This window comes from Vibrio sp. D404a (assembly GCF_030248535.1).
In the GTDB taxonomy this organism is placed as follows: Bacteria; Pseudomonadota; Gammaproteobacteria; order Enterobacterales; family Vibrionaceae; genus Vibrio.
In genome coordinates, this window is sequence record NZ_JAHGAJ010000003.1 from 29,055 (window position 1) to 43,978 (window position 14,924).

A 14,924-nucleotide genomic window follows, 5' to 3' on the forward strand; every position below is an offset into this window, starting at 1 on the left:
ATTTCGAGCAACTCTTACTGTTTTCATTGTCACTTTCCAGGACGAAGGTACTGGTGGTTTTCACAATGTGGTCCCACTTTACCTTCTATCTTATCGATATGATTCTGGATAAGTTCTTTGACATCTTGAGCTTGTTGGATGACCTCATCCATGCGGGCTGACTGCTTGAGTAATATAGCAATCGCTTCAGAATCTGACATTTTGTTATCTAAAAACGCATTGAGCAGCGGTTTGATTTGCTTTAGAGTCAAGCCAACATGCTTAGCCTTCTCAATCAGATAAAGCCTGTTTATAGCTTGTTCGTCAAACTCCCTATACACCCGACTGCCCGCACTCACCGGTGAAGATGATATTAAACCGAGCGATTCATAATGCCTGACGAGTTCTTTTGACACACCCGCTTGCTTGCATAACTCTCCAATTCGCATCATTACCTCTTGACTGTGTGGTATACCACACAGATTAAACTCTTACTTCTTCAATATCAACGGTGAGGAATATAGGGAATGATCAATGTGTGGAAAGCGCAAGATATGCCTGATTTAAAGGGAAAAGTCTCGGTCGTGACTGGTGGGAATGCCGGGCTTGGCTTTCAAAGTGCATTAGCACTGGCACAAGCAGGTTGTAAGGTGGTTATTGGCTGCAGGACCAATGAGAAAGGTGTGTTAGCCAAAGAGAAAATACTTAAGCTTGTTCCGGACGCGGATATCGAGAACGGTTTGCTCGATCTGACTTACTTTACATCCGTTCGGCATTTTGCTGATGCGGTTATTGAGAGGCATGACCGTCTTGATATATTGCTGAACAATGCAGGTGTGGTGAACCTAAGTGAACTTCAGCATACAGAGCAGGGTCATGAAATGCACTTCGCGACAAACCACTTAGGCCACTTTTTACTCACAGGGTGCTTGCTACCGATAATCAAAACAACGCCCGGAGCAAGAGTCGTTACAGTGAGTAGCGGTGGGTATAAGTTTGGGGAAATACGCTTTGATGATCTTGATTGGAAGAAAAGGCCTTACCATCGAATAAAGTCATACGGTGATAGCAAGCTTGCGAACATGTTGTTCTTTCGTCAACTCCATAAGATGTTTAAATCGAATGGTATTGATGCACAATCGATCGCAGCCCACCCGGGTCTAACCGCGAGTGAAAGGCAACAAACACAAGGCGTAGGTGGTATGCTTTCCAAATGGCTCGCATCTCCAATGGAGGAGGGTGTTCAACCCTTGCTTATGGCGTGTTGCGCGCAAGAATACCAAAGTGGGGATTCTATCGGTCCAAGGTTTGGTATTCGCGGACGCCCTGTGAAAGAGCGACTAAAGGATACGGCACTGAGTCAGGAAGTTGCAGGTGAACTTTGGGATTATTCTTGTCAGGCCACCGAAATGTCCTATCAATTCGGTGATATTGGTTAGCTTGTTGATGTCCGTGCTTTGGCAGTTCGTATCCTTAACAACTTTTGGGACTTAACCGCAATTCTCCAAAGTCAGCAGGTGACGGTACTTATCTGAAGAGCGTAAGTATCTTGCTAAAGCGCGATCATTTTGCTCCGCGATAATGTGGTCGATGAGCCATCTCGCCATAAAAACGATGATTTCTTTCAAATCGAGTTGGCCATTGACGTAATGCGTATATTTGTTTCTTAGTTTTTTGAGCAGCATTTGGTGAACCTTTTGGTGCTGCTCGAACCCATCGTAATGGGTGATCATCATAATGTTATCTTCACTTAAAAAGTGAAACTCTGCGTAAGCAATTACTTCATCAATTAAGCGGCGCACAATCGCTTTAGATTCGTTCTGAAACATGATCAGTTTATTGATCATCGCCAATAGGTTTTTGTGTTGAAGATCGAGCTCTTCTACATCCAAGCTGTACTCTTTTTTCCATGTGTAGAGATGCATTGTGGCCCTCGATTGCTTTGGTGAAACTGCGCTATTGATAGAATGATTTGCACTTTATAGATTTGGTTGGTGAATGGATAGCTTAACCATGTTTTTTGTGAGGACAGGTAGGTTTTTTTGCAGTCTATTGTTTCTCGTTTCAATACAAGTGACGGAAAGATAGGGTATTTTTAGGTTTTGTAGCTGGAATCGACAATTGCATCTCGAACTTTCTATCAATAAATCCGGATTCGACATCATTCAGTCATAGGTTTTCTTAAGCCATCATGGTGCTGCATTCAAGCGGTAACCGATTTATTAGGAGAAAGATTATGTCAGATGCTACCCCAACAAGACCTATTGTCATTATTGGTAAAAATGCAAAAACTGGTGTTCGAGTGAACAAGCTTCTTAGTCAGCTTGGCATTGAAACGCGGCAAGTTTCTCGCAGTGCGGCTACGTATTTTGACTGGGAGGCTCGAAGCTCATGGCCGACTGCACTCAAGGGGGCTCGCTCAGCTTATGTTACCTATCAACCCGACTTGGCAGTGCCTAACGCTGAGGGAGACATTAATGCGTTCGTGGAAGTCGCTAAAGCGCAAGGTGTAGAACATATCGTATTGCTGTCTGGGCGTGGTGAAGAGGGAGCAGAAAAAGCAGAACGTATTCTGATCAACAGCGGTTTGGATTGGAATATTGTTAGAGCTTCGTGGTTCGCGCAAAACTTTAGCGAGAGCTTTATGGCTCAAGGTGTCTTAGAGGGCGAACTTGTGTTACCAGCAGGCAACACACCTGAGCCATTTATTGACACTGATGACATTGCGGAAGTCGCCGTGGCAGCCTTGGTTGATCCAAGTAAGCGCAATAGCCTTTACGAAGTTACAGGCCCTGAGTTGATGACATTCCAAGATTGTGTCGATGAGATTTCGAAACAGCTTGGTAGGAAGATTAAGTTTACCCCTGTGAGCATCGAAGCGTATTTAGAGATTCTAAAGAGTCAGAACTTGCCAGAAGATTACCAATGGTTATTGAATGAGTTGTTTACGGTGGTCTTTGATGGCCGCAATTCAAACGTTACTCATGGCGTTGAAGAAGCTATTGGAAGAAAACCGACTAAGTTTTCAGACTACGTGTCGAAGACGATGGCAGCCGGATATTGGGATTAACTGTCGGTTATTCGACTTAGCTACCTTCTATCGAGAGCAAACAGTGAAACGTAAAACAACAGCCTGGATGTCTATTCAGGCTGTTGTCGTTATTGCTTAGCCGTTTTTGGCTAAGTTATTCTTTTTGGTGGTCGATGGAGACTCACCGTATTTACTTTTGTAGGCGCGGCTGAAGGCAGCCTCTGATTGATACCCGACGTCGAGAGCAACATTAAGAACATGATCCTTTCCGTATAATAGCTTCTCTCTGGCAAGAGATAGGCGCCAATCGGTGATGTATTTCTTGGGTGTCTGTCCGACAGTTTTCTTGAAGTATTCGATGAAGCTGGTGCGGGACATGCTTGAAATATCTGCCAGTGTTTCGATATCGATATTGGCAGCGCTGTCATTGTGGATCAGCTTCATTGCCCGTGATAAACGTTTGTCGGTATGCGCCATTATCCAATTCTGATTTTCATCAGACATTTCATCTATCCACGTTCGAATACACTGTAGAATAAGCACGTCTGCCAATTTAGACACCACCAACTCAGAACCATACTCTTCACTTTTTATTTCCCTGTGAATGGCTTGAACGACACTCTTAATCGTCTCGTGAGCCTTTGATTGTGCGTCAATTAAAATGAACTCAGGCATAGACGTGATGATCGAAGTCGTGACCTCGTTTTCAAACAAAACCGTACCACATAGAGTTATGGTCGTGTCACCAATACCTTTGGTTGTTAGTCGTTCGTAGTGCTCTGTAATTTCTTCTATGTCATTCTCAAACAAATCGGTAGCAGCTGATTTGTTTGTATCGACGATATCATGGCCTGTGCCGTGTGGAAGCAAGATAAAGTCGCCGGCACCGAGCTTAACCTGTGTTCCTTCGACAACCACAATCGCTTTCCCTTCAAGAACTAAGTGAAACATTGTGCTCGATGGGATAGATGGCATTTTGATGCCCCACGGTTGTTTCATTGTCGAATGAGTATAAAACACGCTACTCATTTTCAGCTCACTCAACGGCGATCCTGCGGCGTTCTTTTTGCGCTTTTCAGTATTGAATTTAGATAATGCTAGTCGCGCTTTGTCTTCCATAAATGTATTTCCTGCAAATCTTCGACGATTTCCTGTCAATCAAATCATCGCCTAATTGGATGTAATAAACAAACTTAACAAGCATTGCTCATGGGTTAGCTTGTTTTAGTTTTGCTGAAAACATGGGAGGTTTACATGGTCAGAAAAAGAGTACTAATTGTATACGGCTCGGGCTTTGGTTCGACGGCCGATATAGCACATACCATCGCTCAAGAGTTACAAGAATTGGGTATAACAACACAAGTGTATCCTGTAGAGAGAGCAAGAGCTCCCTATGCTGATGAAGTGGTTATTATTGGTGCGCCAATCCGCTACGACAGATGGCTGACGGAAGTTAGATCATATATCCGTAAGTATCAAAATGAATTGTCATCGACATCAGTAGCGTATTTCTATACCTGTTTGGCGCTTGTAAAACAGCCATCCAGCTCATTCAATTCGGTACGGGTTTATGATCAAACGCTAATCAAGATGAATCGTAATGTTGAGCCCATCATGGTTGCAGGTTTTCCCGGTACATTGCAGCCAAAACGTATGCCTTGGTATTACCGATACCCACTTAAGCTGATTGCTATGGTTAAAGGGGTAGAGGATGGAGACTATCGCGATTGGGACATGGTTAGGTGTTGGGCTCGCCAGATTTCGAAGCTTGTATGACTGAATCTATGGGTTATTGCTACTATTGAAACACTTCGGCTAGCGGGGTCTGTTCAACTAACCGAAGTTCTTTCATTTGTGTATTAAGGCCATTGATTAGGCTTTACTTGCTTGCGTATTACTTGGCATTGGCTTTTCACTCTTCTCAGGGATGATGGCCATTAACCCAGTAATAATAAGGGCGGCGATACCCGACATAGTGACCGGAGAACCAAAGATACTTTGAACCAGTTTAGGGGCCTCTTTCAGTAAGTCAGGTACCAGCATTACGCCAAGACCCAAACCAAAAGAGATGGCGATTGTCATGATGCGGCGTCGGTCTAGCTTTTCATTGGCGATGATTTTGATGCCTGCTGCTGCAACTGTCCCGAACATCACCAGTGTTGCTCCTCCTAATACTGGTTTTGGAATCGTCATTAACACGGCACCTAAAATAGGGAAAAGCCCCATCAAGAATAGAATGCCTGCGATGAAGTAGCCTATGTATCGACTCGCAATACCAGTGAAGTGAATCACACCGTTATTCTGGCTGAATGTAGTATTTGGGAAGGTGTTGAATACAGCCGCAATAAGTGAGTTTACGCCGTCACCTAATACACCTGCTTTTAAACGTTGGATGTATTTTGGCCCCTTGATAGGCTGCCCAGAGAACATACTGTTCGCGGTGAGGTCACCAGTCGACTCAATGGCAGTGATGAGGTAGATGAAAGCAATAGGTAAGAAGGCTTGCCAGTCAAAAGCAAAGCCATATTTGAATGGTACAGGAATACTCAGTAACGGTTGAGAGGCAAAATCAGGCATAGTTGCTTTTCCCATGATAATCGCCGCTGCCCAACCCATCGCAAGTCCGATTAAGATCGATGACAACCTGACCATGACGCTTTGGCTGAGGTTTAGCACGACAATGATCCCTAGCACCAAGGCACCTAGCATTAAGTTGCTTGGTGAACCAAAGTCGTCAGCGCCAAATCCACCAGCGATATCGGTAACGCCCACCTTAATTAATGAAATACCAATGGTCGTGATAACAATGCCGGTTACTACCGGTGTGATGACGACTTTTAGCTTATCGATAAAGCGAGATAGCCCAATTTCAACAAAGGCACCAAAGAAGCAAACACCGAAAATCGTGGCTAGCATCTCTTCTGGTCCTCCGCCATTCGCTTTAACCAGAAAGCCGGCACCTAATACCGATCCCAAGAAGGCAAAACTGGTGCCTTGTACACAGATCATTCCAGCACCTACAGGTCCCACTCGTTTTGCCTGAATGAAAGTACCCACTCCTGAAACCATCAAAGCCATACTGATCAAGTAGGGGATGTGTTCCCCCAAGCCCAATACGCCTCCAATAATGAGCGTTGGAGTGATAATGCCAACAAAGCTAGCCAAAACATGTTGCAGTGCTGCATAGCTGGCAGCTTTGACCGATGGGCGATCATCCAATCCGTAGATCAGTTCACTGTTACGTTCTTGTTCCATGTGATTCCCTTAATGTATTTTTAATTGTATACAATCCTTAATCTACATAGTGAGCAATATACGTACCAATGATGAAGTGCCCATTTATTGGGGAGTCAGATATAAAACCATGATTGTGTTGCACTAAAAGTCGCCAATATTGTTCGGTGTTGGTGCAATCGTTAAGGTTTGGCCAACCTATTTTGGGGCTGCTCCTTTTGTGTTGACTGAAAAAACAAGCACACCATGACTAAAGCAATTCCCAACCATCCCATTGGCGGTATGTGTTCTTCGAGTATTAACACTGCGATGACAGCCGCAACAACAGGCTCGAATAGCGTTAGGATATTTGCTGTGCTCGCATTGATGTGCCTTAATCCCACCCCAAACATGATGTAACCGACGCCCATTGGAATGACCGCCATGTAGATGAGCACCAGGGTATTGGTTTGAGATGCGAATAAGTTGTCTCCTGATGCCAGCAGGGTGGGTAGAAGTAAACACGCGCCCAGCCCAAAGATGGCGCCCATCGCTGCCTGTGACTGAATCCCCTTATTAATAAGCTCTTTGGCCATTACGGAATATGTGGCGTAACTTAAGCCTGCGACTAGGCCGAGTAAGATGCCCCAAAGTTTGAATTGCGATTCAGAGTGACTGTGAGTGGTTTCCGCATTGACGAGAAGTACAATGCCAAAAATTCCGATCACTAAGCTGAAAAGCTTACGAATAGTTATATTCTTACTTGTGCTAAATAGACACTCGAATGCAAGAGTGAAAAGTGGGGCGGAGGCAATAGAAACCACGGTGCCAGTCGCAACTCCGGCCATTCTCATTGAAGTATAAAAAGCCATTGGATAAATCATCAATGCAAGGGCGCCAATCACTACTTCTTTTCTATGGTGCTTTAACAATGAAGCATCTTGTTTTAAGGCAGTGTTTGCTAATAAAGCTTGTATCACGCCACCTATGCCCATAGAAAAAGCGCCAACAGCTAATGGGCTTACCTCGGGAACTAACGTAGCCGCTGCCCCTGTTGTTCCCCAAAGGATCGAAGCCAGTAATATAAAAATAGATCCATGCTGATGTGGTGCTAGCTGAAAGCGTGTTGTCATCATTTCTTAATCCAAACATCCATTTGATGCTGAAAGGATAAGCGATGAAAAAAGGCAGTACTTTGCTGAAAAGACGAAATTGTATTTTAAAAAGACGCTTTTAACTGCGTGTGAATTGGCGTGGGGGTAGGCCGAAATGAAGAGAGAAGCGTCGGCTAAAAGCAGAAAGATCGTTATAGCCGACTCTTTCCGCAACAATCTGGACGGGTAAATCAGTATGAGTAAGAAGCGCTTTGGCTTTTTCCATTCTATGGTGAGTAACGTATTGTTGGACGCTCATACCGAGGTTGGTTTTGAAAAGCACTTTAAATTGAGTCGGGCTCAGACAAGCAATTTTTGATAACTCGGCAATTGAAAGAGGGTTTGCTAAATTGTCAAAAATCTCACTCTGCGCAGCACGGATCCGAGGATCAATTTTTGAAGTTATCGGTTGCTGTGTTAGTAGCATAGTAAAGACATCGAGAATTGAAGACTCTATCGCTTTGTCCACTTGGTGTTCTAGCTGTTTCTCCACAAAATAGATAAAGCTCAGTAGTGGTGTTGTCGTAGAAAATACGTGTACGTCACTCTCGAGAAGATGCTCTGGAAGCGCTGGCATGTCAGCAACAATAAATCGAGCGGCTTCGTCCGCTTGAAAACCATGGGTAGTGCCCGCAGGAATCACAACACACTCACCCACAGTTACCTTTCCAGAAAACTTATCCATCTGAATGTTGATGTTACCTTGAACTGGAAGCACAAGCTGGTGGTAATCATCATGCGAGTGACTGTTTAGCTTCTTAGTGTAGGCTCGGATACTGAGAGTTGGCTGCATTGCGATGTCCATCCATGTGACAGCAGGTGAAATGAGGTGACTTCCTTTAATTGATATAAAGGGCTTTCCATATTTTTATACGATATTAAAGCCTTCTATTGCAAACCACTCAAGGCTTCACCTAGAGGTTTAAAGTAAGCTTGTAATGCGCTGTGAATTTTCATTCGATGCTCTAAGTCAGGGTAGACTTTGATGTGTTCGGGTTTGGTTGTCCCAGACACTAAGTAGCTATTTTCAATGCCAGAGCACGACTCGACCACTGACTCAAAGGCTCTAGCCATCATCTCTGTAGGTAGGGAGAAATAATGGCTTCCCATCGCTTTGTCTGCCACAACACTTCGTGATACATAATCGTGCCGGTCTTGCTGATCATCAGTGAGCAGCGTCGCGTCAAATATCTTCAGTAATCTGTCATTCAACGGATGCGGAAAATGCTCGGCGTTTTTTAGCCAACAGTCGCTGGCAAAGATCGTTCGTCTTTGTGGTCCAGATCTGTCACCAATATCAAACGCTTTCTCTGCAATGTAATGATCAAAAGCATGCCAAAACTCATGGGCTAAAGCGCCAGCTCCGGCATTTTTCGCGAGCGCGAGTTCTCTTTGATTTGGTGCGTAGTGGGCTTGAACGCCTTTTTGTCCGCCGCTTCCAAAAGCCAGATTTAGACTACCTCTCAACCCAATGGCTTTGGGCGGTAGAGCCAATATGTAAGCAAGGTCGGCAAACGAGTCGAAGATCAGGTTGGCTGCTAAATCTTTCTCTTCTTGGTTGACCCATTTACCTACACGAATGCTGCCAATGCCAAAGGTATCTCGTATGTCGATAAACGACACTTGCTCCCCATGACGATAGTCTGGGCCTTTACGAGTTTTGTATTTAAAGCTAGTTAAACGCAAGATTCACCTGGTGCATGGATAGTTGATAGGGCTGTGGTTTCAAGCGCGTGTATTGTACAGCAATTGATGTTGGTGTGGTTGGATAATGAAGTTTGCTCAATTTCTAGATAGTTTTTGGACAAAAGTGACATAGGGTAAAGCTCTGTGATCAACATTTGATAATCATACCTTACAAATCAGCTATTAATTTCTTCGGATAAACAGAGGGCGTCCTCCAACTCCACACCCAAACATTTGATGTTGTTTTCGATCCCAGTGTGCGCAAGCAAAAGCTGTATCGCTCGGATATTCTTAGTCTTCTTCTAATCAACAATTTGCTTGTAACGGGGGCTTGCAATATGACCAATAGTGTCAAATTGGAAAAGAACATTTTTATAACTTAACTTTCATCGAAGTGCTGAACTCAGATTTAACAAAGCCTCAATCAAACTTCCTGACTACACTCTTCTCAAGTCATGAGAACAGTGTTTGTCAGCTGAAACCTCTTTATATAGAATACAAGCCTGATTGATAGTATTGATTTTACAGATTATTTTTAGGAAAGATTATGGAATTTTTAACATCGGCAATTCTATCGGGTGTTCTTTATGACGGCTTTAAAGATGGAATCACGATATCTTCAGCATTTTTAAAAGAGAAGCTACAGGGGTGGCTTGTTGATGATGTGGTTTTAGAACAGATTACAGAAAAAGTTCATGAGCTTGAGTTACAAGACTTCGGTGAACGTGCAATTACTCGTAAACTGGATGAATCATCTGAGCTTCAGGAGCTTATGAAGTCAGTCAAACCTGAACAAAATATTGGTATAGGTTCTGTTACCCAGAACCACAGCGGCTCAGGAGACAACATCGTAGGGAATAAGACCGTATATAACAAGTAGGAACACTATCTGATGGCAGACCAAGAACACTACGGTTCAGGTGATAATATTGCAGGCAATAAGTCTGTGCACATTATTCATAGCATTCAAGCTAGAGATCTTATGAGAGTGGTTGAGGGTATCATGCAAGATATCCGATTTAGGGATTTATATAAGGCTCGAGAGAATTTACAGGCTCTAAATGACATCAACTCTCTCGAAGAGGATGTTCGGCTCTTGCTCAATGCTTTAAGTCTAAAAGTAGAACTTATTGCTTGTTCTGATCTGCCATCAAAGAGTGAGATACTGTCGTTGCTCAGGCAAGGCTCTCTGCCTGAAAACATTCGAGAAGTGGTTACTTCAATACTGATTGACTTAGAGTCCAGAACTTCAGAAAGCAACGCTATATCTCGATACTTGGATTTAGATATAAAAGGCGAATTTGTTAAAGAGGTGTTCTATGAACGCTTAGCTTCTAATGAAGAACTTAATGACACCTATCATTCCACAAAGCCTTATGACTTTTCTGAGCAGGAGCTTACTGGCTTGGTTCGAGGAGCACTGAGAACAGAAGAGTTTGCTTTAGCAGTTGAAATCGCTCAATTGTTGAAAGACAGCTTTTCCTCAGATAATGCCAAGGTACTTTTACTGGTCGCAGAAACATGTTTCTTAACCTCCCTTAACCTAGGTAAGCCCGTTATATCTTTTAGTAAGACAGATAAAAATCAATTAGATGCACTTACAGAACAGCTGTTGGCTAGGATGGGAAAGCATTTTGAGGTCAGACTTTTAAGTGTTCTCATTAATTTGCTGAACCTGTACCAGTTTTCTGATGTTCGATTATTTGAGCTTGGAGAGCTATACCTTGAGCAAATCAAGGGCGTAAATCCAGAGTGTGCCAAAGTAATAGAGCAACTCTCCAAGAGTGAAAACAGTCTTGAAGTTAGCACTGAGCCTCTCTCAGGTACGTTAGACTTAGAAGCATTTTCTCGATTAGACTTTGCCGTCCAAGCTGGGAAGGTAAAAATAAGCTCGATAAGTAACTGGGTTGATCACGGTGGGGTAGTTAGAACCGATGATGAATATACTAACTCATTTGCTAATTTGTATCTCAGTGCTTTAGTTTGTTCCGATGAGGACAAGAAAAAGCTCCATGAGCTGGATAGTCTAGCTCAAAGCTTTTTTGAGGCCGACTCTCAACGATTTAAGGCCATCCCCTCCCACGCTATTCTCAGGTTGTGTGAAAGGTTCGTGGTGCTAGGCTTACCTTTGCAAGCTGTGCAATTTCTGACACCATTTTTGTCGGAGGACGCGTGGGTATCTCCTTTCTTTCAATGCTACCTAGATGCTTTATTCGCGTGTGAAAAGTTTGAACTATTGTTATCTAAGGTTGCACACTTAGCACCTAAAGATAAAACCATTACAATCTATCTAAGAGAGGCACAGACATACGAGCGTTTGAACGAGTACCAGCTCGCGATTGAATCTGCTTATTCTGCTACTAGACTTGAACCCAACTTGCCTTACCCATGGCATTTATTGTTGCATGCGACCAAGGAAAATGGTGCTGAGACAGCAGAACTGCGAAAAATTGTCTTTGAGATTCCTGATGATGTTTTCTTGGATTATGATGATTCAAAAGTGCCTCTCATCAACGAAATAGCAATTAGTGTTGATGCAAACCTTGCTGATAAAGTTCTTGTTGACTGGTTTGCTAAAGATCCTGATCGGGTAGCTTCAGCACTTACACAAATCTACTTTAATTCGATACAGAGCCGTTCCGGTCTCAAGGGTAACCCATATACTCCCAAACATTGTCTTGACGGAGTTACTTATTCAGACGGCTTTGAAACTTTTACTCGTCTTCTTGTCCAAAATGTAGTTTCAGAGCACCCTCTTTTACTAGATGTTGATTCTCCTTTAGGGCAAGCCCTTAATGAAATACCACAAGGCTCAACGATTGGCGACTACACCATGGTCGAGCGTTTGCCTCCTTATATAGCCGCACATCGACATGCTGCCAACATTAGACACCGTGGAAATGATGGTTCAGATCCATTTAAAATATACTCTTTACCCAGCAATAATGAAGATTTAATCCCCTACGTTGAGAGAATATTAAGGCGTCATTCACCGCAAGAAGATGCAGTTAACGAGACTCTTAAAAACCCTAATGTCCCTCTAATGCTCAGAGGGCATTACACGGATAGAGATCAACCTGTTCGTGGGGCGATAAAGCACCTATCGACCATAGACTCAGATTCAGCGAAATACGCCAAACTTTTTGCTCGTGGTGAAGATGAACCAAAGAAAGTTATCATCGATGTTTATACGGTAGTTTATCTATCTCTAATGGGGTTTAGTTCTGCGTTTTGTGACTTAGGTATCGAAGTTGTGTTATCCCAGCATACAGAAAGAGCTTTGGATTCTTGGGTTCAAGATGTCCTCCGTGATGACTACTTATCGATGGGACTTACTGAGCGAGGGGTTTATAGGGTTACATCTCAAGAAATACAGCGTGACTGCAAAGAGTTGATTGGTGGTATCCGAGCGATACTGAACCATGCGAACGTTGAAACCTTGAAAGTTGCTGATACGCCTGATGTCTTGATAAAAATGAGAGATATGGTGGATGAAACAGTTTACTCCACTTTGCAGTTGTCTTTTGCGAATGATATTCCATTACTTTGTGTCGATCATATTATGGCGGAGCTTGGTTGTGGCTTCGGCTGTCCAACGGTAAATATGAACAACTTCGTGGAGAAAATACTGACTTCTCTCTCATATGAGGAAAGAAAACGAAGTATTCAGATGAATCTTTTGTCAGGAACACCCTCACAGATTTTGTATCAGGATGTACTAGAGCTTAGCCGTTCATCAAAAAATGCCGATGTTTACTTAGTATATAAGTTCATAGAAAAATATTCTGAGGCGATTAAAGCGACTAACTCACCTTTGGACTTCCTTACCCAAATCGTCAGGAATGTTATCGCTGTAGCATATATTGATGGTGCGATTCTAAGGGGAGGGAGACTCAAAAATCCAACGTTTGATGGATATGCTGAATATGTTTTTAACTCATGTAGTCGACTAGCACTGGGGGTGTTAGATGGTCAAACTGCTGAAGAGAAATTTGCTACTTTGGTATTTAATGTCATTGATACTCATATCCCTGCGTATGATTTTGCAAAACTAGTTGCATCTATAGGATCTGACTTTGCTCAAGGGCACTTTCTAAATGTAGGAATATGCAATGATGCTTTAGTTGCTTGTCATAAAGCTAAGTACATGCAGTAATAATATTTAGACAGAGGCTTGTTAACTAATGGGTTGAAAATTAACAAGAAATCAACCCATCGCCGTAAGGCAGTTAACTAACTAGCTTATTTCGGGGCAAAGGTGTGTTTGCCGTGATCGGCTTCAGCACACCTCTGGACTAAAGTGAGTTACGATCTGCGGCGTACTTTGATTTTTCGGGTTATTTATAGCAATGCGATTTTGACCCATTCAATTGTGTCCTTGTACCTTTTAGAACGCTATAAACTGATTAATGATAAGCGCGTTGGCGATATCGATGAAGAACCCGCACACCAATGGTACGATAATAAACGCTTTGTGGGCTGCGCCGTATTGCTGAGTGACCGCGGTCATATTCACAATGGCCGTTGCCGTGGAACCAAGGGTAATACCGCCAAAACCAGAGCTAATGACCGCTGCTTCATAGTCTTTGCCCATAAAGCGGAACACAACGAAGAGAGTAAAAACAATAGACAGTGCAATCTGGACAAACATGACGCTACCCAAGAACACCATGGCGCTTTTCAGTTGCCACAATTGTAAGCCCATTAGCGCCATAGTCAGGAACATTCCTAAGCAGATATCCGAGATCATCGCTTGACCTAATTGAGCGTTCTTACTGGTCTCTTTTTTAAGTACTAGTGACTTGATGTTTCCGATCAAAATACCGCCTACCAAACAGGCCACAAACAGCGGCAGTTGCAGGCCAATGCTATCAAACAGAATGTTGATGAACCACCCGAGTATCAGGCTTAAGTTCAGCATTAACCAAGCATACAAGATGCCGAAGTGATCCAGTTTAGTGGTTTCGTTGTGACACACGCCAATATCTAGGTTGTGGTCGGAATTTGGCGTCAGTTTGTGCTTTTTAATGAGGAAGTTAGCGACTGGACCGCCGACTAAACAGGCTGCAATTAAACCAATTGTATTGGCTGCTAAGCCTACTTCCGCTGCACCATCGATACTCATTTCAGCGAAGGTTGGTGACCAAGCCATGGTGGTGCCTATCCCACCAATCAGCGAGATTGACCCTGCCATTAGGCCAAGTATCGGCTCTAAGCCTAGTAATGAAGCTACGCTAATACCAACTAGATTTTGCAATACGATATAAAGAACGGCTAAAAAAGTAAGAATTAGCAAAGGTTTACCGCCTGATACTAACGTTTTAAAACTGGCGCTTAGGCCTATTCCTGCAAAGAAATACAGAAGTAGTGTATCGCGCACATCGAGATCAAAAATGATCGTGGTATTAAACCCCCCAATAGACGACAGCCACGAAAAGTGCACAAATGAACCCACCAATGACGGGCTCAGGGATACTGTATTTTTGCAGCAAGCTGCAGTGCATAGTCGCTAACTTACCTACGAACAGAAGCACGATGGCTAATGTGAATGAAATAAACGGGTCTATCTCTATGTGTTGCATGTTAAGTGCCCTTTAAGCGGTTGATTTGAACAATCGATGTATACGGTTTGCGTTTGTCTAAGCTAAGCGCTGTATCAGTGAAAAAAAGAGTCCAAGGTAAGCACAAACAATAAGGATGACTGGTAAATAGCCTTTCATTTTTCACTCCAATAACTCGTTTCGATGGAAGTAGTGTGCAGTATTGTTTAGGGAAGGAAAACGAATAGGAGATATTCAGTTTTGCGCTCGCTGGAGTTGAAAGTGGGTCGGAAAATTGAGGTCAACCCATGCGCTACCTTA

Annotated in this window: 12 protein-coding genes and 2 pseudogenes; 5 read left to right on the forward strand and 9 right to left on the reverse strand. The window is 43.2% G+C overall.

The window, feature by feature from the left end; translation table 11 throughout:
- Positions 1–29: 29 nt before the first annotated feature.
- Complete coding sequence (locus tag KI655_RS01530; RefSeq protein ID WP_306416432.1) at positions 30–431, reverse strand: MerR family transcriptional regulator; 402 nt, start codon at positions 429–431, stop codon at positions 30–32.
- Positions 432–506: 75 nt separating this feature from the next.
- Here KI655_RS01530 and KI655_RS01535 point away from each other — a divergent pair, with 75 nt between their 5' ends.
- On the forward strand, positions 507–1,418 hold the full coding sequence (locus KI655_RS01535; protein WP_285401051.1) for an SDR family NAD(P)-dependent oxidoreductase: 912 nt from the start codon (positions 507–509) through the stop codon (positions 1,416–1,418).
- Positions 1,419–1,469: 51 nt separating this feature from the next.
- Here the strand turns inward: KI655_RS01535 and KI655_RS01540 are convergent, their stop codons facing one another.
- Complete coding sequence (locus KI655_RS01540) at positions 1,470–1,904, reverse strand: bacteriohemerythrin (protein ID WP_285401053.1); 435 nt, start codon at positions 1,902–1,904, stop codon at positions 1,470–1,472.
- Between the two features lie 311 nt (positions 1,905–2,215).
- Between KI655_RS01540 and KI655_RS01545 the strand changes: the two genes are divergently transcribed.
- Positions 2,216–3,049: an NmrA family NAD(P)-binding protein gene (locus KI655_RS01545; RefSeq protein WP_285401055.1), complete on the forward strand. Its 834-nt coding sequence runs from the start codon at positions 2,216–2,218 to the stop codon at positions 3,047–3,049.
- 96 nt (positions 3,050–3,145) lie between these two features.
- Here KI655_RS01545 and KI655_RS01550 read toward each other — a convergent pair whose 3' ends face one another.
- Positions 3,146–4,129: an AraC family transcriptional regulator gene (locus KI655_RS01550; RefSeq protein WP_285401057.1), complete on the reverse strand. Its 984-nt coding sequence runs from the start codon at positions 4,127–4,129 to the stop codon at positions 3,146–3,148.
- Between the two features lie 135 nt (positions 4,130–4,264).
- Here KI655_RS01550 and KI655_RS01555 point away from each other — a divergent pair, with 135 nt between their 5' ends.
- Positions 4,265–4,786 (forward strand): flavodoxin domain-containing protein, encoded by a 522-nt coding sequence (locus KI655_RS01555; protein ID WP_285401059.1) that lies wholly within the window; start codon positions 4,265–4,267, stop codon positions 4,784–4,786.
- 96 nt (positions 4,787–4,882) lie between these two features.
- Here KI655_RS01555 and KI655_RS01560 read toward each other — a convergent pair whose 3' ends face one another.
- The 5 genes and pseudogenes from KI655_RS01560 to KI655_RS01580 form a co-directional block, all read right to left on the reverse strand.
- Positions 4,883–6,265, reverse strand: coding sequence for a uracil-xanthine permease family protein (locus tag KI655_RS01560; protein ID WP_285401061.1), 1,383 nt, complete (start codon positions 6,263–6,265; stop codon positions 4,883–4,885).
- Between the two features lie 161 nt (positions 6,266–6,426).
- Positions 6,427–7,359 carry a DMT family transporter gene (locus KI655_RS01565; RefSeq protein WP_285401063.1) on the reverse strand — a complete coding sequence of 311 codons (933 nt, stop codon included), beginning with the start codon at positions 7,357–7,359 and terminating at the stop codon, positions 6,427–6,429.
- A 97-nt stretch (positions 7,360–7,456) separates the two neighbouring features.
- Entirely contained in the window at positions 7,457–8,170 is a 714-nt protein-coding gene (locus tag KI655_RS01570; protein WP_285401065.1) for an AraC family transcriptional regulator, read from the reverse strand.
- 95 nt (positions 8,171–8,265) lie between these two features.
- A complete protein-coding gene (locus tag KI655_RS01575; RefSeq protein ID WP_285401066.1) occupies positions 8,266–9,063 on the reverse strand; it encodes a CLCA_X family protein in 798 nt (265 codons plus the stop codon).
- A 176-nt stretch (positions 9,064–9,239) separates the two neighbouring features.
- Positions 9,240–9,362, reverse strand: a pseudogene (locus KI655_RS01580) (integrase); the annotation flags it as partial.
- Positions 9,363–9,610: 248 nt separating this feature from the next.
- Here KI655_RS01580 and KI655_RS01585 point away from each other — a divergent pair.
- On the forward strand, positions 9,611–9,943 hold the full coding sequence (locus KI655_RS01585) for a hypothetical protein (protein ID WP_285401067.1): 333 nt from the start codon (positions 9,611–9,613) through the stop codon (positions 9,941–9,943).
- Positions 9,944–9,955: 12 nt separating this feature from the next.
- On the forward strand, positions 9,956–13,219 hold the full coding sequence (locus tag KI655_RS01590; protein WP_285401069.1) for a hypothetical protein: 3,264 nt from the start codon (positions 9,956–9,958) through the stop codon (positions 13,217–13,219).
- A gap of 231 nt (positions 13,220–13,450) precedes the next feature.
- Here the strand turns inward: KI655_RS01590 and gltS are convergent.
- A pseudogene (gene gltS / locus KI655_RS01595) lies at positions 13,451–14,645 on the reverse strand (sodium/glutamate symporter).
- Between the last annotated feature and the right edge of the window lie 279 nt (positions 14,646–14,924).

Coding starts and splice junctions, on each gene's coding strand:
- KI655_RS01530 (WP_306416432.1), bottom strand. CDS start 431: ATGATGCGAATTGGAGAGTTATGCAAGCAAGCGGGTGTGTCAAAAGAA.
- KI655_RS01535 (WP_285401051.1), top strand. CDS start 507: ATGATCAATGTGTGGAAAGCGCAAGATATGCCTGATTTAAAGGGAAAA.
- KI655_RS01540 (WP_285401053.1), bottom strand. CDS start 1,904: ATGCATCTCTACACATGGAAAAAAGAGTACAGCTTGGATGTAGAAGAG.
- KI655_RS01545 (WP_285401055.1), top strand. CDS start 2,216: ATGTCAGATGCTACCCCAACAAGACCTATTGTCATTATTGGTAAAAAT.
- KI655_RS01550 (WP_285401057.1), bottom strand. CDS start 4,129: ATGGAAGACAAAGCGCGACTAGCATTATCTAAATTCAATACTGAAAAG.
- KI655_RS01555 (WP_285401059.1), top strand. CDS start 4,265: ATGGTCAGAAAAAGAGTACTAATTGTATACGGCTCGGGCTTTGGTTCG.
- KI655_RS01560 (WP_285401061.1), bottom strand. CDS start 6,265: ATGGAACAAGAACGTAACAGTGAACTGATCTACGGATTGGATGATCGC.
- KI655_RS01565 (WP_285401063.1), bottom strand. CDS start 7,359: ATGATGACAACACGCTTTCAGCTAGCACCACATCAGCATGGATCTATT.
- KI655_RS01570 (WP_285401065.1), bottom strand. CDS start 8,170: ATGCAGCCAACTCTCAGTATCCGAGCCTACACTAAGAAGCTAAACAGT.
- KI655_RS01585 (WP_285401067.1), top strand. CDS start 9,611: ATGGAATTTTTAACATCGGCAATTCTATCGGGTGTTCTTTATGACGGC.
- KI655_RS01590 (WP_285401069.1), top strand. CDS start 9,956: ATGGCAGACCAAGAACACTACGGTTCAGGTGATAATATTGCAGGCAAT.